General features: G+C 41.9%; 15 protein-coding genes. 7 read left to right on the plus strand and 8 right to left on the minus strand.

Annotation, left to right across the window (positions count from 1 at the left end):
* Nucleotides 1-171: 171 nt before the first annotated feature.
* Both malE (C9J47_RS03155) and C9J47_RS03160 read left to right on the plus strand, forming a co-directional pair.
* Nucleotides 172-1,356 carry a maltose/maltodextrin ABC transporter substrate-binding protein MalE gene (gene malE, locus C9J47_RS03155; RefSeq protein ID WP_107252208.1) on the plus strand — a complete coding sequence of 395 codons (1,185 nt, stop codon included), beginning with the start codon at nucleotides 172-174 and terminating at the stop codon, nucleotides 1,354-1,356.
* A 138-nt stretch (nucleotides 1,357-1,494) separates the two neighbouring features.
* Complete coding sequence (locus C9J47_RS03160; protein WP_107252209.1) at nucleotides 1,495-4,290, plus strand: amylo-alpha-1,6-glucosidase; 2,796 nt, start codon at nucleotides 1,495-1,497, stop codon at nucleotides 4,288-4,290.
* 118 nt (nucleotides 4,291-4,408) lie between these two features.
* On the opposite strand, the gene C9J47_RS03165 is transcribed toward C9J47_RS03160, so the two are convergent.
* From C9J47_RS03165 to malK, 4 genes are all read right to left on the minus strand, one after another.
* A complete protein-coding gene (locus C9J47_RS03165; RefSeq protein WP_107252210.1) occupies nucleotides 4,409-4,588 on the minus strand; it encodes a hypothetical protein in 180 nt (59 codons plus the stop codon).
* A gap of 106 nt (nucleotides 4,589-4,694) precedes the next feature.
* The gene (locus tag C9J47_RS03170; RefSeq protein ID WP_170107420.1) at nucleotides 4,695-5,204 is read right to left on the minus strand and encodes an alpha/beta hydrolase; all 510 of its coding nucleotides are present in this window, start codon (nucleotides 5,202-5,204) and stop codon (nucleotides 4,695-4,697) included.
* Nucleotides 5,168-5,533, minus strand: coding sequence for an alpha/beta hydrolase-fold protein (locus tag C9J47_RS03175; protein WP_107252212.1), 366 nt, complete (start codon nucleotides 5,531-5,533; stop codon nucleotides 5,168-5,170). Before C9J47_RS03175 ends, C9J47_RS03170 begins: the two co-directional genes overlap by 37 nt.
* 95 nt (nucleotides 5,534-5,628) lie before the next feature.
* Complete coding sequence (gene malK / locus C9J47_RS03180) at nucleotides 5,629-6,738, minus strand: maltose/maltodextrin ABC transporter ATP-binding protein MalK (RefSeq protein ID WP_107252213.1); 1,110 nt, start codon at nucleotides 6,736-6,738, stop codon at nucleotides 5,629-5,631.
* A 624-nt stretch (nucleotides 6,739-7,362) separates the two neighbouring features.
* Here malK and malE (C9J47_RS03185) point away from each other — a divergent pair.
* From malE (C9J47_RS03185) to malG, 3 genes are all read left to right on the plus strand, one after another.
* Nucleotides 7,363-8,544, plus strand: coding sequence for a maltose/maltodextrin ABC transporter substrate-binding protein MalE (gene malE / locus C9J47_RS03185; protein ID WP_107252214.1), 1,182 nt, complete (start codon nucleotides 7,363-7,365; stop codon nucleotides 8,542-8,544).
* Nucleotides 8,545-8,609: 65 nt separating this feature from the next.
* Nucleotides 8,610-10,184: a maltose ABC transporter permease MalF gene (gene malF, locus C9J47_RS03190; protein ID WP_107252215.1), complete on the plus strand. Its 1,575-nt coding sequence runs from the start codon at nucleotides 8,610-8,612 to the stop codon at nucleotides 10,182-10,184.
* Between the two features lie 11 nt (nucleotides 10,185-10,195).
* Complete coding sequence (gene malG, locus C9J47_RS03195) at nucleotides 10,196-11,086, plus strand: maltose ABC transporter permease MalG (RefSeq protein WP_011220507.1); 891 nt, start codon at nucleotides 10,196-10,198, stop codon at nucleotides 11,084-11,086.
* Between the two features lie 861 nt (nucleotides 11,087-11,947).
* Here malG and C9J47_RS03200 read toward each other — a convergent pair.
* From C9J47_RS03200 to C9J47_RS03210, 3 genes are all read right to left on the minus strand, one after another.
* Nucleotides 11,948-13,189, minus strand: coding sequence for a GGDEF domain-containing protein (locus C9J47_RS03200; protein ID WP_107252216.1), 1,242 nt, complete (start codon nucleotides 13,187-13,189; stop codon nucleotides 11,948-11,950).
* A 327-nt stretch (nucleotides 13,190-13,516) separates the two neighbouring features.
* Nucleotides 13,517-14,059 (minus strand): DUF1415 domain-containing protein, encoded by a 543-nt coding sequence (locus tag C9J47_RS03205; protein ID WP_107252217.1) that lies wholly within the window; start codon nucleotides 14,057-14,059, stop codon nucleotides 13,517-13,519.
* A gap of 412 nt (nucleotides 14,060-14,471) precedes the next feature.
* Nucleotides 14,472-16,478 carry an exoribonuclease II gene (locus C9J47_RS03210; RefSeq protein ID WP_107252218.1) on the minus strand — a complete coding sequence of 669 codons (2,007 nt, stop codon included), beginning with the start codon at nucleotides 16,476-16,478 and terminating at the stop codon, nucleotides 14,472-14,474.
* Nucleotides 16,479-17,105: 627 nt separating this feature from the next.
* Here C9J47_RS03210 and C9J47_RS03215 point away from each other — a divergent pair.
* Nucleotides 17,106-18,986: a DEAD/DEAH box helicase gene (locus C9J47_RS03215; RefSeq protein WP_107252219.1), complete on the plus strand. Its 1,881-nt coding sequence runs from the start codon at nucleotides 17,106-17,108 to the stop codon at nucleotides 18,984-18,986.
* A 118-nt stretch (nucleotides 18,987-19,104) separates the two neighbouring features.
* Nucleotides 19,105-19,269 (plus strand): hypothetical protein, encoded by a 165-nt coding sequence (locus tag C9J47_RS26970; protein ID WP_170107403.1) that lies wholly within the window; start codon nucleotides 19,105-19,107, stop codon nucleotides 19,267-19,269.
* Between the two features lie 132 nt (nucleotides 19,270-19,401).
* On the opposite strand, the gene C9J47_RS03220 is transcribed toward C9J47_RS26970, so the two are convergent.
* Nucleotides 19,402-20,184, minus strand: coding sequence for a nucleotidyltransferase family protein (locus C9J47_RS03220; RefSeq protein WP_107252220.1), 783 nt, complete (start codon nucleotides 20,182-20,184; stop codon nucleotides 19,402-19,404).
* Nucleotides 20,185-20,238 lie beyond the last annotated feature (54 nt).

Raw genomic sequence — 20,238 nt, forward strand, 5'->3', positions numbered from 1 at the left:
ACTGATATTGAAAGGATTTCACTGCGTAATAATGAGTCTCTATCCAACATAATGTGTTCAGTTTCACAGAGTTGGGCAAAACTAACGGGGGCGTAGGGAGGGGGATGATGCTCATTATACTGAGGGGAGGCAGAATGCATCTATCAATAAGAATAACAACGGAAATCAATTATGAAACGTGTTCTTAAAACTCTGACTCTTTGTTCTATAACAGCTGCACTGGCTTTTCCTATGGCCGCTTCGGCGATGCAGGAAGGTGAAATTCTTATTTGGATTAATGGCGATAAAGGCTATGACGGTCTAGCTGAGGTTGGTCGCCAGTTTGAAGAAGATACCGGTATTAAAGTAAACGTTCAGTACCCTGAGTCGCTAGAATCAAAATTCCAGCAGGTTGCTGCGACGGGTGGCGGTCCGGATATTATTTTCTGGGCACATGACCGCTTTGGTGGTTATGCAAAATCAGGTCTACTTGCAGAAGTTAAACCGTCTGCAGAATTTAAGGACAAGTTAGTTGATTTCAGCTGGGATGCTGTGACTTATGACGGCAAGTTAGTGGGTTACCCTGTTGCTGTTGAATCGCCATCGCTTATCTATAACAAAGATCTATTGGCTGAGGCTCCTGCGACTTGGGAAGAGTTGATTGCCATCGAAAAAGAAATGAAGGCGAAAGGCAAGAAAGCCATCATGTGGGATGTGAAGAATGCTTATTTCACATGGCCAATGATTTCGGCAAATGGCGGTTACGCTTTCAAGAAAACTGAAAATGGTTTTGATGGCAAACAAGTAGGTGTTAACAGCGAAGCAGGTATTGCTGGTTTAAGCTTCTTGGTTGACTTAGCGAAGAAAGGTGTCGTCTCTCCTGATATGGATTACGCCGTTGCAGAATCTGAATTTAACAAAGGCAACGTGGCGATGACCATCAATGGTCCATGGTCGTGGGGTAACCTTGAAAAATCTAAAATCAACTACGGTGTCGCTGTTCTACCAACGTTGAATGGTGGTAAATCAAACCCATTCGTTGGTGTATTAAGTGCAGGTATTAATGCTGCTAGCCCGAACCAAGATTTGTCGGTTGAATTCCTTGAGAATTATCTACTGACTGATGAAGGCCTTAAGACTGTCAATGACGACAAGCCATTAGGTGCTGTTACGTTGAAGTCATACCAACACATTTTGTCTAAAGACAGCCGAATTGCCGCTACGATGACCAATGCTGAAAACGGTGAAATCATGCCTAATATTCCTGAAATGACGGCATATTGGTTTGCTGAAGGCGCCGCGATTGAAAACGCACTGCTAGGTCGTCAAACAGTAAAAGAAGCGCTTGATACAGCGGCTTCTCAAATCAAAAAATAAGTCGATTCTTAGCCTATAGCAGGTTGTAATCATCAATTCAATGCGCAGGCCTAGTCTGCGCATTTTGCTTTCTGAATAGCCTATTTCGACAATGAATATAAAGAAGATCGCGGTATCTATTACTGATAAGGAATACAAGTGAACAGGTTAGCACAAGCACCATATAACGAGCAGCTGTACGTTAAAGGCACATTTAATGGTTGGGGTGATGACACTCCGATGTCTTACCTTGGTGAAGGCTGCTATCAGGCTGTAATTTGCCTTTCGGCGGATCAGCATAGTTTCAAAATTACCGATCAGCAGGGCAGTGAGTTGCTGACTTTTTCTGCTGATAAATACAAAGCAGTGGCATGTTCTGTCGATCAGGTTCAGCCTTTAATGGCTGCGAAGGGGATTGGCAATGACCTGACGTTTCTAGCACCTAGTACTGGATTGTATACGGTTACTTTGACAGTGATAGGTACGCAGCCATCCTTACTGATTTCATTCGGTGGTGAGAATAACGATGCGGAACCTGATCGCGAACTTATTCAAGCTGAGTTTGTTATCCAATCAAAAACTGGCACGTTACTCGCTAAAGCAAAGCCAGTTCTAAAGCCCCAAGAATTATTTGAGCAGCTGGCTATTGAGGTGAGTGAAAGTGCGCCGTTTGTGTTTGGCGACAATATCGATGGTTATTATGAAGGTGCAACCCATGGTTTTGTTGCAGCCGGTAAATACCGTCATAAGCAGGGTTGGTATCTAGGTACGTTTGCATCGTTTGTTGATGGTGTTGTTAATAATAAAAATGATGCCCAGAACGCAGAAATTCTACCTTACGGCGTGACACATTATTATCAAAACCAAGCGTTAGATACGATGATGCTATTTTCGCAGCAACGCGCATCAGCACTAACCGTTTCTTCGGAAAATGCAGCGACCTTGGCTATTGCTCCACAGCTTAATCTTGCGATTAATACTTCGTCGGTAAAAGTTTTCGGTAACGGAATGGTGTATGAACTTGATTCATCTTTGCGTCAGGAAAATACACCATCCTTTATAGCTATTTGTGCAAATAAGTCTTTCCGATTTAGGGAAGCAACGTTCACCGAGATGCCTGCGTTGAAAGAGGTGATGCACCTAAGTGGCAGTCATGTTAAACCTGTGATTGAAACCAGCCAAAAAGAAACCAGCTTTACCGTTTATCTGGCTTTTGCTGAGACAGAAGAGCAGGCCATTAAGCAGGCTAATGCGCTGCTGGAGCAAGATGGCTACACATTGCATCAGCAACAAACCTATGACATGTTGACACAGTCTTACCTATGGACCTCAGATCTTGAATACAACCGCGCATTAATGTGGGCAAAGGCATCGGGTAAAGTTTTTGTCTCTAATGAATTTGGTAAAGGGATTTGGGCGGGCTTACCTTGGTTCAAAGATTGCTGGGGACGTGACTCTTTCATCGCTTTGCCGGGTATTACATTGGTTAATGGTGACTTCGATGATGCTAAGACCATCATTGATAACTTCGCCTCTATGCAGTTAACCGATGATCAAAGCTTAAATTATGGTCGGATCCCGAACCGTGTTACCAGCTTGACCAACATTATCTATAACACGACGGATGGTACACCGTGGATGGTACGGGAAGTATGGGATTACTTGCGCTATAGCGGTGATCTTGATTATGCGAAAACGATCTACCCGATCGTGCAGACATACATTGATGGAATCGAGAAAAATTATCTGGATCAACACGGCTTGATGACTCACCGTGATCCTGATACTTGGATGGATGCCAAGTTAGAAGGCAAAGTACCTTGGTCGGCAAGGGGCAACCGCGCCAATGATATTCAGGCGTTGTGGTATACCAGCCTGAAGGTGGCGATTGAACTGGCTCGGTTGAATCAGGATCAGGCATCTGCTTTGCGCTATCGTGCAATGGCAGATAAGGTGCAATTCAGTTTCCAAAAGATGTTCTGGGATGAGCAGACTGAAATGCTGGCCGATCGCCTGAAGGAAGATGACGGCCGTGATTTGCAGGTACGCCCGAACCAGCTAATGACCTTAACGGTACCTTTTGACGGTGGCTTGGTTGATCAGTTGATTGGTGCGAAGGTGGTGAAAAATGCAGTAAGTGAATTATTGTACCCTTGGGGAATCACGTCGCTATCGCAGTATGATCCTGATTTCCACCCGTTCCATGCCAATCGAGATGAATACCATAAAGATGCTGCTTACCATAACGGAACGATTTGGGGCTGGAACGCAGGCTTTACTGTTTCAAGCTTGGTGAAGTATGGCTATGCTGATTTTGCTTATGAACTAACAAAAAACCTATCTCAGCAGATTCTATCTATTGGTCATCGTGGGGCAATGAGCGAAAACCTAGATGCTTTCCTGAGCACCGAAGGAGGATTGACGACGACGGGAACCTATGCACAAGCATGGTCTGTGTCAGAATTTACTCGTAATGGCTATCAGGATTATATGGGCTTTTCGCCGAACCTCTTGACCGATAAGGTAACATTGGCTCCTTGTCTACCTTCATCGTGGCAGTCTGCACAGGCGGTATTGCGCTTTGGTAACGATAATGCCTTGAATGTCAGTTTTGAACGCTCTGAAAACGGCGCAGAAAACTATCAGCTGAGTTACCGACATGTATCTGGGGAGCAGCTTGAGTTAGTATTGTTTGCGGATGATAAAGCTAAATATCAACTCAATCTTGAACTTGGAGAGCAGGTCGTGACGGTTAGCTTCGATCCAATGAAAGCAGTTGCTGAAGTGAACGGTAAACGTGTGGGTCTTATTTGTGTTCAACCGGGTTATCAGGCTCAAATTGGTGAGTTGCAATTTGCACAACCGGATTTGGAGCTTGATTTCAGAGTGCTAAAAAACCAACATGTTTTACAGCAACAGGTCGAATCGAGCGGTTTTGCTAAGGCAACAGATTAAGTGAATTAACGCGATGCTTTTATAAAGATAGAATTTTATAAATATAGAAACGCTGCCCAATGGGCAGCGTTTCTGTATTTATGACCATATCACCCTGTTGTTACTCATGGATAAAGTGTTACTCATCGATAAAGATTTTCCCTTCTATCGAGTAGGGTTCATTTTCATCATAAAGGTTGTCTTTGCCTCTAAGCTGCTTCATTTGGGTTTCAAGCGATTTTGCTTCCTGATAGTTACCTTCTTGATAAGCCATATAGATTAGCTGTTCGATATCTTCGATTGTGTTGTGGCTGCTCATGTCATGATCCTCTATCAAAGAGACTGCTGATTATCTCTATCTGTTTAGTTACACCATTGGTGGTGTCACTAATCCCTTACCAGTATAAGTTTAGGTGTGTGGCCGTTTAACGGCAATAAAGTTGTTCAATCATGGCCGGGAAGCGTCTTGCCCATGAACTTTCACTATGAACAGCATCTTCTTCAATAAGCAGTTTGCAGCTTATTTTCTTATCTTTTTCTTGCAGCTGGTGGTGAAAGCGTTTTGCACCATTAAGGTAAAGATTTGGGAAACCGCGCAATGTGTGATCGCTGGTCTCGTTCGTTCCTATATCCATATAGACATTGATAGGTGCTGTAATTGGGGTTGCTTGGATACAGTCGCTCATGTCCGCTTCAGCAAACCAAAATGCAGGTGAAAATACTCCAGCGCAACCGAATACGGATTGGTATCGCAATGCGATGTATAAACTGATCAGCCCCCCCATTGAACTACCTGCTATCGTATTGTATTCGCGTTGATGGAGAGTACGATAGTGCTGGTCGATATAGGGTTTTAGTGTTTCGACGATAAAAGCACTATAAGCTTCACCTTCGCCACCTAGAGTCTGTCTGGTATTACCCCACCAAAAGGCCAAGGAGAGTATTCATCCGAACGCCCCAAGCCATTTTTCAGTGGGCTGTTATCAATAGCAACGAGAATAATGCCATCAGTTTTACCTTGCTGTTGCATGTGATCGAGGTGTTCGCCAGCTTGCCAACTCATACCAGCAATACAGAGATTTGGTTCAAAGACATTTTGCCCATCATGCATATAGATAACCGGATAGCGCTTTGTACTGCTGTAATAATCCGCTGGAAGATAAACTCGAATACAGCGCTGACGTTTTAGCTGGGGCATATCAAAGGTTGGTAATAGAACCATTCTATCTGGATCATAGGTTTTAACTCGAGCGTCAAAGATCATGTAAAGCTCCGTGTTAGTGCTGTAAAATTCAGACACAAAAAAGCGCTGTCGTATGAATGAGCAGCGCTTTTTGTTATAGAGAAAAACAGAAGGGCTTATATGCCGGTTTCTTGGTATAGACGACGGCAGGCACGACCATCGCTATGGAATAAATGACAACGGTGTGCAGGTATGCCTACTTTAAAGCTATCGCCAGCTTCTACTTGTAGTGTATCCGGACGACGATAGATGAAATCTGCATCCACGTGATCTAGGTGGATATAGGCTTGAGTTTCGTAGCCTAGCTTCTCGACAACTTGTACTGTACCTTCGATGCTTGTATCACCTTCTTCAGCTGATACAAGGTGTTCAGGGCGAATACCCAGTGACATACGGTCGCCTTTCGTGACTGTTGTGCCATCAACAGGGATCCAGAATGCTTTTCCATCAGCCGTTTGTACCATAACGCGCTCATCTTCAACTTGTTCGATAAACACACTCATGAAGTTCATCTTTGGTGAGCCGATGAAGCCAGCAACAAAGCGATTCTGTGGATAATGGTATAACTCTAGTGGTTTACCGACCTGAGAAACATAACCACCATCAAGAACCACGATTTTTTCAGCCATGGTCATTGCTTCAATTTGATCATGCGTTACGTAGATCATGGTACAGCCGAGCTGTTTGTGCAGCTTAGCAATTTCGATGCGCATTTGAACACGAAGCGCGGCATCTAGATTCGATAGTGGTTCATCAAGTAGGAATACATTGGGCTGAGACACAATGGTACGACCAATCGCAACACGTTGACGTTGACCACCAGAAAGTGCTTTAGGTTGGCGTTCAAGTAAGTGTCCAAGCTGAAGAATATCAGCTGCGTTATTAACGCGTTTTTTGATCTCGCCTTTATCTGCTTTGGCTAATTTCATACCGAAAGACATGTTGTCGAAGAGATTTAAGTGCGGATAAAGAGCATATGATTGGAATACCATCCCAACCCCACGATCAGAAGGCGGAACGTCATTCATGCGTTCTTTGCCGAAGTATAAATCGCCCGACGTGATATCTTCCAAACCAGCGATGCAACGAAGAAGAGTTGATTTACCACAGCCTGATGGACCAACAAATACTACAAATTCCCCTTCAGCGATCTCGAGATCAACATTTTTGGAAATCAGGTTATCTCCATATGCTTTACATACATTTCGTAAAGTGACACTCGTCATCGAGCCTTTTCCTCTAAGTTGTGTTGCCTGCAAGACCTTATTAATAAGACATAGTATTCATGCCGAGTCTTGCGGGTAAAGAATTTTTTGGTGTAGTGAAGAAAAAAATGGGTAGCGTAAGTATCATCCAGGCAGTGGAAGAATGGCTACCCTGACCAAATTCCTACTACTTACTTCCCCAAGAAGTAATAGGATGCTGTCGTTTTCAATAAAGTGTTATTAAAAAATAAAATCTGCATAAAGTAGAGCAGTTAAAGCTTCTTCATCTACCCCATAGGGTATGTTTCTCATCTTACGCAACTATCACGATGAAACATCATCCTTGAAAAGAATTTAAAAGGGGGATAAAGGGGGGAGGAGTGTTTGGATCACACTTTGATATACCGGTTACTGATGTGCCCTTTTAATCCAAGTACTATGTGCGTTGTATCACAATCAGGCCACGTTTTTAGATCTGCGTCACTAATTGAAATGACGGAGATCACGCTTTTAAATCTTAGGGATGGGGGCGTAGGGCTCAGGATGATGCCGAGGGTTCATTACTGGTGGATGATACAGACTGCAAATTGTGCTGCAGAGGATTTTCTGGAGTACAACATATAACAATCATGAAGGATGTTAGCAATGAAGAAAGTCCTCAGTACTGTCGCATTTTGTACCCTTGCAGCTTTAGGTTCTGTCTCTGCACATGCAGCGATTGAAGAAGGCCAATTGACCATTTGGATTAATGGTGACAAAGGTTACAACGGCTTGGCAGAAGTAGGTAAACAGTTTGAAGAAGACACAGGCATAAAAGTGACAGTTGCTTTTCCTGATGGTCTATCTGAGAAATTTCCTCAGGTAGCGGCTGCTGGTGATGGTCCAGATATCGTATTTTGGGCGCACGATCGCTTTGGTGGTTACGCCAAATCTGGTTTGTTAGCTGAAGTTAAACCATCTAAAGAACTAAAAGATAAAATCATCGATTTTACTTGGGATGCTGTGCAGTACGAAGGTAAGTACATCGGCTACCCAGTTGCAGTTGAAGCACTTTCTTTAATTTATAACAAGGATCTTGTTCCAAACCCACCTAAGAACTGGGAAGACGTTGAAGCACTAGACAAGAAACTTCAGAAAGATGGTAAGAAAGCCATCATGTGGAACCTAAAAGAACCGTACTTCACATGGCCACTACTGTCTGCTGACGGTGGCTACGCGTTCAAGTTTACTGCTGAAGGCTACGATGTAAAAGATGTAGGTGTTAACAATGCTGGCGCGAAGCGTGGCATGACGTTTATTAAGAGCCTTATTGACAAAAAAGTGATCTCTGCCGATATGGACTACAGCATCTCAGATGCTGAGTTTAACAAAGGTAATGTAGCAATGACTATTAACGGCCCATGGGCATGGGGTAACGCTGATAAGTCAGGCATTAACTACGGTGTTGCTGTGCTTCCTAAGCTAAATGGTAGCCCATCTAAGCCATTCGTAGGTATTTTGACTGCGGGGATTAGCTCTGCGTCACCAAACCAAGATTTAGCTGTTGAGTTCATCGAAAACTACCTACTGACTGATGAAGGTCTAGGTAAGGTTAACGATGACAAGCCACTAGGTGCTGTTGCGCTGAAATCATTCCAGAAGAAGCTAAACAAGGATACCCGTATTGCTGCCACTATGGATAACGCAATGAACGGTGAAATCATGCCTAACGTTCCGCAGATGGCTGCATTCTGGTATGCCCAGGGTAATGCAATCAAAAACATTGTTGATGGTCGTCAGGACATTAATGGTGCGCTAGATGAAGCCGCAGGTCACATGCTTAAGTAATTCTTTTTACGGGGAGGGGTAACCTTCCCCATTTTATTGTCATTTTTTGCTAGCAAGGAGCTGAGATGCAGTCGGTTCAAGGTGCAGGGCTTTTGGATTCAAAACAAGAACGCCCTAAATTAAATTATCGTAAGTGGCTTAAATGGTCGCTTCTAGGCATGATCGGTGTTGTTAATGGTTATGCTACCGTATTGATGTATGCTCAAGGTGAAATACCTTTTGCTCTTCTTACCGTTGTTCTAACCGCACTTGCTCTTTATATTTTTGGAAGCAACAAAACATACGCTCATCGCTACATTTTCCCTGGTGTTGCAGGGATGCTTGTTTTTATTATTTTCCCATTGGTTTATACCATAGGGCTGGCGTTTACCAACTACAGTGCATCAAACCAGTTAACATTGGAAAGAACGCAGTCGGTCTTGGAACAGCGTAGTTTCCAGTCGGGTGAAAGTTACGGTTTTGATCTCTACAAAGTAGAGAATGGTCATCAGCTGATTATTAAAGCAGATGGTGAGCTATTGGCTTCTGATGTCTTCGAACTCGCCAATACAACCTCTGAAGCGATGACTCTTCGTCAAGTTGATAGTGTTCAGGGTGAAAAAGAGAAGATCAAATCAATCGTTAAAAACCGCGCTAACTTAACAAAACTTGAGTTAGTGATGCCTGATGGTCATGAGATTCGCATGAGTGGCCTACGTAAGTTTGCTGCCGATACAGATCTCTTTACGCTTCAGGAAGATGGTCTTAGCATGCTGAATAACCAAACTCAGCAAATGTATCAGCCAAATATGGAAATTGGTTTTTATCAGCCTATTGACGCAGACGGTAAATTTGTAGATAAGCCGATCTCTCCTGGATTTGTTGTAACAGTGGGTGGTGCTAATTTCGAACGAGTGATGACGGATGATGGCATTAAAGAACCTTTTATTGATATCTTTATCTGGACAGTAGTTTTTGCTTTTTTAGCGGTCGCATTAACACTGGCTTTAGGTATGGTACTAGCGTGTCTCGTTCAGTGGGAGCCATTAAAAGGTAGCAGTATTTATCGCGTACTTCTTATTCTCCCTTATGCGGTACCAGCGTTTATTTCTATCTTGATATTCAAGGGTTTATTTAACCAGAGTTTTGGTGAGATAAATTTATTTCTTGAAGCCATATTAGGGATTAAACCATCTTGGTTCTCTGATCCAATTATGGCTCGAGTGATGGTTGTGTTAGTGAACACTTGGCTTGGCTTCCCGTATATGATGATTTTATGTATGGGTCTGTTGAAGTCGATTCCTGATGACCTATATGAAGCGTCTGCTATTGATGGTGCGGGTCCTATTCAGAACTTTTTCACAATCACACTTCCGATGATGATTAAGCCTTTGACACCACTGCTTATTGCTAGCTTTGCATTTAACTTCAATAACTTTGTAATGATTCAGCTATTGACTGCTGGTGGCCCTAATATGGTGGGTACTTCAGAACCGGCTGGTTACACTGATTTGCTAGTAAGTTATACCTACCGTATTGCCTTTGAAGGTGGTGGTGGTCAAGACTTTGGTCTTGCTGGTGCAATCGCAACAATTATTTTCTTATTGGTGGGTGGTATGGCGCTACTTAATCTTCGATTCACTAAGCTTTCACAAGACTAAGGAGAGACGTTATGGCTATGGTTCCATCGAGGTCATTGAAATATAGAGTTTGGGCAACACATATAGGCTTGTGTATTTTCTTATCAATGATTATCTTTCCGTTGTTGATGATAATTGCAATTTCATTCCGTGAGGGTAACTTTGCAGGTGGTGAGATAATCCCGACTAACCCAACATTGGATCACTGGCGCTTAGCTCTCGGATTTGCTGTAACTAACAATGATGGCAGTATAACGCCACCACCATTCCCTGTTTTACTATGGTTATGGAATACAGTAAAAGTTGCAGGTATTACATCAGTTATCATTGTTGCACTATCGACAACAAGTGCTTATGCATTTGCTCGTATGCGTTTTAAAGGGAAGAACACAATCCTTAAAGGGATGATGATTTTCCAAATGTTCCCTGCAGTACTTGCATTGGTTGCTCTATATGCATTGTTTGACCGTTTAGGCCAGTATATTCCATTCATGGGATTGAATACGCATGGTGGTTTGATCTTTGCCTACTTAGGAGGAATAGCACTTCACGTATGGACTATTAAAGGTTACTTTGAAACGATTGATGTTTCACTGGAAGAAGCTGCAGCACTTGATGGTGCTACGCCGTGGCAAGCATTCCGCTATGTTCTGCTCCCATTATCAGTGCCAATTCTAGCGGTTGTTTTCATCCTGTCGTTCATCGGCTTGGTTGGAGAAGTACCTGTGGCATCATTGCTATTAACTGATGTGAATAATTACACGTTAGCAGTTGGTATGCAGCAATATCTATACCCTCAGAACTACCTATGGGGTGATTTCGCAGCGGCTGCTGTACTATCGGCAATACCTATTACTATTGTGTTTTTGCTTGCTCAAAAATTCCTAGTCGGCGGTTTAACTGCAGGTGGTGTAAAGGGTTAATAATAACCAGCAAAAAATAGAAAGCTTGCCTAAATGGCAGGCTTTTTTTGCTTATATTTGGCGCTGAAAATGGTCCAGAAATACACGTGATTGAATGATCTTTAAACGGTATCGTACTATGCCCAAGTTACCTCAAGATGCTCGTTTCAGCGAGAATTTGTTGGGCACTAGGCAAGGCACTTATTTATAGACCTAGTCGTTCTACGTTGAAAATAAGTAACACGGCATAGAGCCCAACAAAACTCGCCCTTCGGGAGTGATTCAGCGTATTTACTTCTGTGTCAAATGTGTTTGAAAGGGAATGCCATTCCTACACACATTTTCCTTGAATTAAATACGCTGAAAACACTCTGAATCCTGCATCTTGAGGTAGCTTGGGTATAGGTATTAAAGGAAATGAAATATTCATCTTAAGGATGAACGTTAGGGTTTTAAAGCGACGCTATGACTGCTAATATCATACTCGTAGGGAATTATCTCTTGAGTGAAGACTTAATGGTCAAATTTGTTTTTCTTCAGTCAGATATAACAAGAAGCCTACATTAAAAGAGCTTCTTGGTTAAAGGATAACAATAACAATAAGGCTCATTCCTTTTCACTTAGGAATGAGTCACTCCTAAGTGTAGAGCTTAACTAATGGTTTGGTCGCCGATCTGTTAAGAATTCTATGCTTAACTTAATATTGGCGTTGCTGCATAGCTGGACTTAGCTTTTGTTAGATAAGTTTTATTAGTAACCAGAACCCGGTGCTTTCACCGGGTTTTTTGTATCTGGTGTTTTTGAAACGAATTAAACATACTGAGATCACTCTGAATCCTGAGGTGACTTGGGTGTATAGAGTAGTCATGCGCTTAGGCGGGGTTAATGGGAAAGACGGTTACGGCCAGATTCTTTGGCTCTATATAATGCGTCATCAGCCGCTTTTAATACTATGCCTGGATTAGAGGTTAGTTTGCTATCTGCAATCCCAATACTTACTGTTACATGAATATAGCGATGTATAACGTTATTTTTTCGCGTCATACTGCCTTGCTTATCATTGTCTGGACGTTCAGCATAATTTCGAAGTACTAAATTATATTCTGCAATAGCGATACGTAATTTTTCTAAATGTACTTCACATTGCTCACTTTTCTTACCTTTAAATAAAATGGTAAATTCTTCGCCACCATATCGGAACATTTGTGCACCTCCTCCTACCTTCGTTATTAGCTGAGCCACTAACGTTAAAACGTTGTCACCCGTTTTATGACCATATAAATCATTGAATTTTTTGAAATGATCTATATCTAGCATGGCTAAAGTGTAGGTTTTTCCGAGATTCTTTAATTCTGTTTCTAGTGCTCGTCGTCCTGGAATATTGGTGAGTTGATCGATAAAGGCTTGTTCGTGGCTACAAATAATAAGATTAAACATATGCAGTAGGGCAGCTAACGTGAAGGCTGAGCAAGAGACTAAGCCATACTGAAAAAAAATGAATGTTAAGCTGGAGAATAGTACCCCTATAAATACTGCTTGGTCAGAGCCATAATTACGAAATAAAATCATAAACGTGCTAGTACCAGCGACCACGACTCCCCAGATAATGAATAAAAGAGGAAGAGGAGAGAAGTGTAATTGTGTTAGCAACCCTGAATCCCACAACGATGAAAGATCCGCTTTTTCAATATATTGAATGAAGATAGTTGACCAAATGATTTGTATTGCAATAAATAAACAAAAGTAGCCTCCAAATAAAGACCATAACCGTTTATCTGGTAGTTTATGCACGAGTAATAAATTGAGCGGTAATAGAGTCGCCAGTAAATAATAAATGAGTTTTGTTGTATTATTGGTCAGTGGGGCTTGTAAGTGATTTTGTACAATGTAGTACGCAATTATCATCAATAATGCGACAAGGCTCGTACGTCCTTGATTAAATGGTTGGCTAAGAATAATGATAAGAGCAAAAAGGATATAAGGCAGTATTAGCAGCAAATTCTGATAAGCAAGCAACGTTTCACGACTTTCTTTTAATGAGATAACCATTAAGAAAGAGAGTAATGATGGTATTCCAAAGCGAAATCCAGGATTTCTGAAAATGGAAAATGATAGTAGCTGCACTTAAAGCAATTCCTTTGTCGTTAAGTCTATACCCAAGTTACTCGTTTCAGCGTATTTACTTCTGTGTCAAATGTGCTTGAAAGGGAATGCCATTCCTACACACATTTTCCTTGAATTAAACACGCTGATATTACTCTGAATCCTGCATCTTGAGGTGACTTGGGTATGTATGAAGTTCAAGTCACATACATATACAATAGCCGACGTTGAGATGTTTGCTCAGTTGTCTTAATGCATTGCATTTTATTCTACAAATATTTGAGGGTTTTATTGGCATGATAATGCAGAAGGAGCCTTAAGGCCCCTAGCTGGTAACGCTGTAGGTATTTACTTAATAAGGTAAGGAAATAGCTTTCTTTTTTGTGCGTCTGTTAGATTCTCTACACATTCAACATTGCGCTCAGGAATACCATCAGGATCAGGGTAGTGTTTTAGCACTTTTTCCATGCTTTCTTCTCTAATCAGGTGAAAGATAGGGTAAGGCGAACGATTAGTGAGGTTTTCTGCATCTTCTGGCTCGGCACCATAAAAACAGTAATCAGGGTGGAAGCTGGCAATTTGATAGATGCCACTTTTGTTCATTTGAATGACAAGCCCTTCAACCAAATCAAGAAACTGATTATAGTCATCGAATTCTTTAAATAAGTTGGGTGCAACCACCAAGGTTGTTTCTAATTCTTCTACTGGCGTTTGATCCAATGTTTGCAATTCTTGATAGATAGTTTCCAATAAAACATCTTCTGAAGCGTCTTCGCAAACTTGTATTTTTATTTGTTTATTACGATTAGGTTTTGCGGCAAAAGGACATAAATTCAGGCCAATAACGACATCTTCTAACCATTGCTGAACATCTTTTTCTACTTGTGACATAGCTGACTCTGCATTTGTTGTAATTATGAAATGAATTGTATCAATCGAGAGATATAATTTTTGTTTTATTTGTTCAATTCATCTAGCGATTATACCCAAGTTACCTCAAGGTGCTCGTTTCAGCGAGAATTTGTTGGGCTCTAGGCAAGGCACTTATTTATAGACCTAGTCGTTCTACGTTGAAAATAAGTAACACCGCATAGAGCCCAACAAAACTCGCCCTTCGGGAGTGATTCAGCGTATCTACTTCTGTGTCAAATGTGTTTGAAAGGGAATGCCATTCCTACACACATATTCCTTGAATTAAATACGCTGATATCACTCTGAATCCTGCATCTTGAGGTAGCTTGGGTATATAAATAAAAAGGCCAGCTTCTTATGGCTGACCTTTCATTTTAAAAAGAGAAAATGATTATGCTTTCTCTTCTTCTTTTTCTGTTGCATCTGAATCAACTTCAGGCGCAGGAAACTGCTGTACAGGTTTAGCAACAAGTTGGCGTGTTGCTGTTCGAATTTCCGCTAGCTTCACTTCAAATGTATCACCTAGTTGATATTCTTGTACTGTATCAATAGAAACTGTACCTAAATCACCGCTACAAACAATACGTTGCTTATTATCAACAATTAACGACCCCGGAATAAATGCCGAAGCACCAATCTCAAGTAAACGAACTCGAATACCAGCACGATTAATGTCGAAGATTTCAGCAGTAAAGACAGCTTCATCCTTCACTGCATTTTTTAGCAAGCGAATGTAAAGCCAATCAGCAACTCCACGCTCTGCCATACGGTGTGTACGACGGTGTAATGCAATCTCTTCACCGACAGTATCGTCAGGTTTCTGAGATGGCTCGTTGCCTGTAATAACAGCTTTAAGAAGACGATGGTTAATCATATCGCCATACTTTCGAATAGGAGATGTCCATGTCGCGTAAGCATCTAATCCCATAGCGTAATGCGGAGCTGGTTGATTACCAACCTCACTGTAAGCTTGGAATTTACGTAGGCGGTTATCTAAATACGTTGAATCAAGCGTATTTAACCAACGGCGAAGCGCACTGAAACCTTCTAGGGTTTTCAGTTCTTCTTTTTCAAATGGCGCTTCAACTTTTTGCAAGAATTCCATCGCGGTATCAAGTTTTTCAGGATGGAAACCATTATGAATATTGAAAACACCTGTACCGAATTTATCTCTTAATACTCGACCCGCACAAATGTTCGCTGTAATCATTGCTTCTTCGATCATGCGATTTGAAGTACGGCGAGGATCAGTATGAATTGCGACAACATCGTTGTCTTCACTGAGCTCGAAACGGTAATCTGGACGATCAGGGAATACTACTGCGTTATTTGAACGCCATTTGCTACGTACATTAGCAAATTGATGAAGCGCATCGATTTGTTCTGCAATAACGTCGTTAGCCATTAACTTTTCTGACTGACCTTTTTCAATCAGATCTGATACATCGTCATACGCTAAACGAGCCTGAGATTTAATCCATGCAGCAAAGAACGTGATGTCGTCTTGAATATCACCTTCGCTATCAACCGTTACACGGCAACAAATAACAGGACGTTTCTCGTTTTCAATCAATGAACATAGTTCATCGCTTAATTCACGAGGAAGCATTGGGATATTACGACCAGGTAGATAAACGGTGAATCCGCGCTTACGTGCTTCATCATCCATTTTATCGCCAACAGAGATGTAAGATGTTGGATCGGCAATCGCAATCGTGATTTCGAAGTTACCATCATCTTTCTTAACCGTATGAATCGCATCATCCATATCTTTGGTTGACTCACCATCGATAGTAATGAACGGAATATCGGTTAAATCTTGGCGCTCTAAACCTTCGTCTAGCATATTCCAGCTATCTTGCGGTGCAGGCTCTGCGTTAGGCAGTTCATAGCGGGCAAGTGTTACCCACCACGGTGCAATTTTATCGTTACTGTCTGTGATTTTTTCATTAATCACACAAGTAAACGGTTTGTTTGAATTTGTTAGCGGGTGGCTATTTAGATTTGCTACAACCCAGTCGCCTTCTTTCAGCTCTTCTGGATTCAACCCTTTTATAGCGCGTGCTTTTATTGCGTCTTTTAGCTGTGGGTGATCAGGCACAACGTTTAATCGGTTGTGGATCATCTTCACGCGGCCAATAAAGCGTGTCAGGTTCTGCTCTACCAGCTCCTGAGGTTCAGCAACTTCACGCTCTTTTTCTGTACGAAGCACAGCAATCACGCGGTCACCGTGCATTACGTTTTTCATATAATTAGGCGGAATAAAAAAGCTTTCTTTATTATCAGTTTCTAGAAAGCCAAAGCCACGGTCAGTCGCTTTTACGTTACCTTCTTTTTTAGGAAGGGTTTCTTGAATTTGTTTTTTAAGCTGGGCTAGCAGCGGATTATCTTGAAACATTATGCTCGGTCTCAGAATATTAACCCAGACACTATACGTATTTGGGGCGCTAAAACCAAGATTGTGGAATGTATATTTTGTGAAGATTTGTGCCATTGTCGAAAAACGGTGGCTTTCTATCTATATATAGGGCCAAGGGCAGATAATAAATATAGGGTCAAGAGCAGTTAATAAATGGCACGCAAAATGAAATGATTTCAGCAATACAGTGCAATAACGCTATCCTTATACAATTACCAAAATGGTGATAGCTCTCTTCTATGTACGGTGTTTTTCGAGTCGTTGTACTTTTCTCTGGCAATAACATTAGAAATAAAATGCCTTTCCCACATTTATAGTCTGTATTTCTAGAAGAGTAAGTAAGGTGAAGAAGTGCTTTTATGCTGCGGGATAGTGCCAATAAGAAGTAATGCTCATAAGGATAATGACCAAGACACATACTTTTTGTCTAAATAGTAAGTGTTTGGAAGTTATTTTGTGACAGCCTTCAATTTTTTCTGGCCTTTTATCGCGTAATGGAGCAGAATATGCGCCTCATATCGTCGAGGCCCATGCTTGTGGTTGCTATTGCAGAACTTGTAAAGCAGAAGGGGCCCCGTTTACGTTAGATTATTTATTGGGATCCCAATGCCAGAATCTGTTACAGAATTTCGCCAATTAGAATTGGCTGACACACTTTTATCCGCTCTTGACTCAATGGGCTTCGTTTCACCAACGCCTATTCAGGCAGCATCTATTCCTCTACTTCTTACTGGTGTTGATGCACTTGGTAAGGCACAGACTGGTACTGGTAAAACGGCTGCGTTTTCACTACCTGTTCTAAATAAAGTAGACCTTTCTCAGCATAAGCCTCAGGCTATCGTAATGGCTCCTACACGTGAGCTTGCGATTCAGGTTGCTGCAGAAATCAAAGTCCTTGGTCAGAACATTAAAGGTCTTAAAGTTTTAGAGATTTACGGTGGTGCTTCTATCGTTGATCAAATGCGAGCACTTAAAAATGGTGCTCACATTGTTGTTGGTACTCCAGGTCGTGTTAAAGACCTTATTTCACGTGATCGTCTGCACCTTGATGAAGTTAGTACGTTTGTACTAGATGAAGCTGACGAAATGTTGAAAATGGGTTTTGTTGATGACGTTACTTGGATCATGGAACAAGCTCCAGCATCTGCACAACGCGTATTGTTCTCGGCTACTATGCCTCCAATCGTTAAGCAAATTGTTGACCGTTTCCTACGTAGCCCAGAGCGCATTGACGTAGCTGGCGAAAACCGTACTGTATCTCAAGTTTCACAGCAGTTCTGGATCGTTAAAGGCGTAGAAAAAGACGAAGCAATGATTCGTATGCTTGAGACTGAAGAGAACATCGATGCGTCAATCGTATTCGTTCGTACTCGTCAAGATACTGAGCGTCTAGCTGATTGGTTATCTTCGCGTGGTTGTAAAGCAGCAGCTCTACACGGTGATATTCCTCAGTCTTTACGTGAGCGTACTGTTGACCATATTAAACGTGGTGTTATCGACGTTCTTGTTGCAACTGATGTTGTTGCTCGTGGTCTTGATGTTCAGCGTATCACACACGTATTTAACTACGACATTCCGTTCGATGTAGAATCTTACATCCACCGTATCGGTCGTACTGGTCGTGCTGGCCGTTCTGGTAAAGCGATCCTATTGGTTCGTACAAACCAAATTCGTATGCTACGCACTATCGAGCGTGTTACTAAATCTCGTATGGAAGAAATTCAACTTCCTAACCGTGATGCAGTTGCCGCTGCTCGCTTGACTCGTTTAGGTCAAGAACTAGAATCACAGAAAGAACAAGCAACGCTTGAAGCTTTTGTTGAACTAGTAGGTAAATTACAAGAAACAATCAATGTTGATGCACCAACGCTTGCTGCGATGCTTCTTCAACGTCAACAAGGTAACCGTCCTTTATTCTATAAAGGTCCAGACCCAATGATTGCAGCGATTGAGCGTGAACAGCAGCGTCGTGAGCGTCGTGGTAACGATGATCGTGGTTCTCGCAACGAACGTGGCGGTGAGCGTCGTTCAAACAACAGCGCTGATTGGGATACTTACCAATTACAAGTTGGCCGTGAGCAAGGTATTCAGGTTAAAGATATCGTTGGCGCAATTGCAAACGAGCTTGGCCTAAGCAAAGAGTTCATTGGTGCTATTAAACTAGCTCCTTCACATACTTTTGTTCAGCTTCCTAAGAAGATGTCTGCAGAAGTTTCAGCACAACTTAAGAAGCTACGCATTCGTCAAAACGATGTAAAAGCTGTTGTTGTTGAAGGTGAAGTTCTTCGCGAACACCGTCCACGTAACAGTGGTAGCCGTGATGGCGGCCGTGGTGGATACCGTGGTAACCGTGATAGCAACGGTGGCAATGGTGGCGAGCGTCGTTTCGATCGCAACCGTGGTAGCGATAACCGTGGTGGAAACCGTGGTAGCTCGAACAGTGATCGTCCACGCCGTCACAGCGGTGAGCGTAACAACAACGCTTAATCTGCTATAAGTCACGTACTAAAATACGTTGATTGAAAAAGCCGCTACTTGATAGCGGCTTTTTTGTATCTGATTTTTGTCCCGCCCTGAGATAAGTTGACACATTGGAGACTTATCTATGAATACTTCTAGAACAACAATCATAAAGCGCTCTCAGCGTGATTATACAATGGGCTTTATTAACCAACTAGGGAAAGGTGAAATGACCTACAAGCAAGCACAAGACCACTATGGTATAGGTAGTTTATTAGATAACTGTGTAGGAAAAATCGCTTTTAATTAGCCATGGATTGCAGATGATTAGTGATTATAAGCATGCAGGGAAGGCTCTAACCCTGCATTTTGAGATAGTTTGGGGGTAGGGGACATGGAAGCTACACGATATGTCTAGCTTCCACAGTATGAGGGGAGGGAATTAAACAGCTATGGTCTCAGGCTGTAAATATTGCTGCCATGCATTTTGGTATAGGTTTAAAGACTCAGTTCTAAGTTTTTCTATCTGTGCTAATTCAAACTCAGAGATGTTACGTTCTTCTGTCATACTTGTGCGTTCGATACGTTGGATTTCTTCGTATATCTTGTGTTCAGCACCATTTTTTACCGTAGATATGGCTTCTAAGTGAAGTTGAACTTCTGCAATCACTTGGCTTTTTGGTAAGCGTACTAATAATTTAAAATCACGGTAGCCAGAAGCTGTCGGGCTTTTAAAGCGATTTTTAACCGCAACAACAGAGACTTCTTTATTCAGCAATTCTAGTGATTGCATCAAACTCGGTATATCATTTGCTACTAATGAGCATCGTGCCAAATCGGTAATACGATGAGTTTCACCTTGTAACTCTGTCTTGATTTTTTCTTTAGCGCGTTCTTCTGATTTAACTGCTGGCACTAAAGCTTGAGTGTTTGAATGCAATGCTATCTCACGAGCCAGAAGATCTAATTCTTGCTGGGCATGTGTTGCTGCATGATACAGTTGGTTAAAATTACTGTAAGGCTGGGTAATATTCTGTTCTGTCCAGCTATTGACGTTATAAAGGCCACTTAGGCTACGCTGAAAAGACTTTTTACCTTCTTGTGTTTGGTAAGGGGAAACTTCATAGTCAGAATCTGAATATTGAGGTAGTGGTGCAGCGATCGAAGTACGACCGAAGACGATAAGGAGAACGAAGAAAGTACGAAGTACAGATTTCATGTGCATAAAACAACTCCTGTGAAACCCCTAGTAGGGCTTTCCATCAAAAACATACATATA

The organism is Photobacterium indicum, from assembly GCF_003026215.1.
Lineage (GTDB): Bacteria > Pseudomonadota > Gammaproteobacteria > Enterobacterales > Vibrionaceae > Photobacterium > Photobacterium indicum.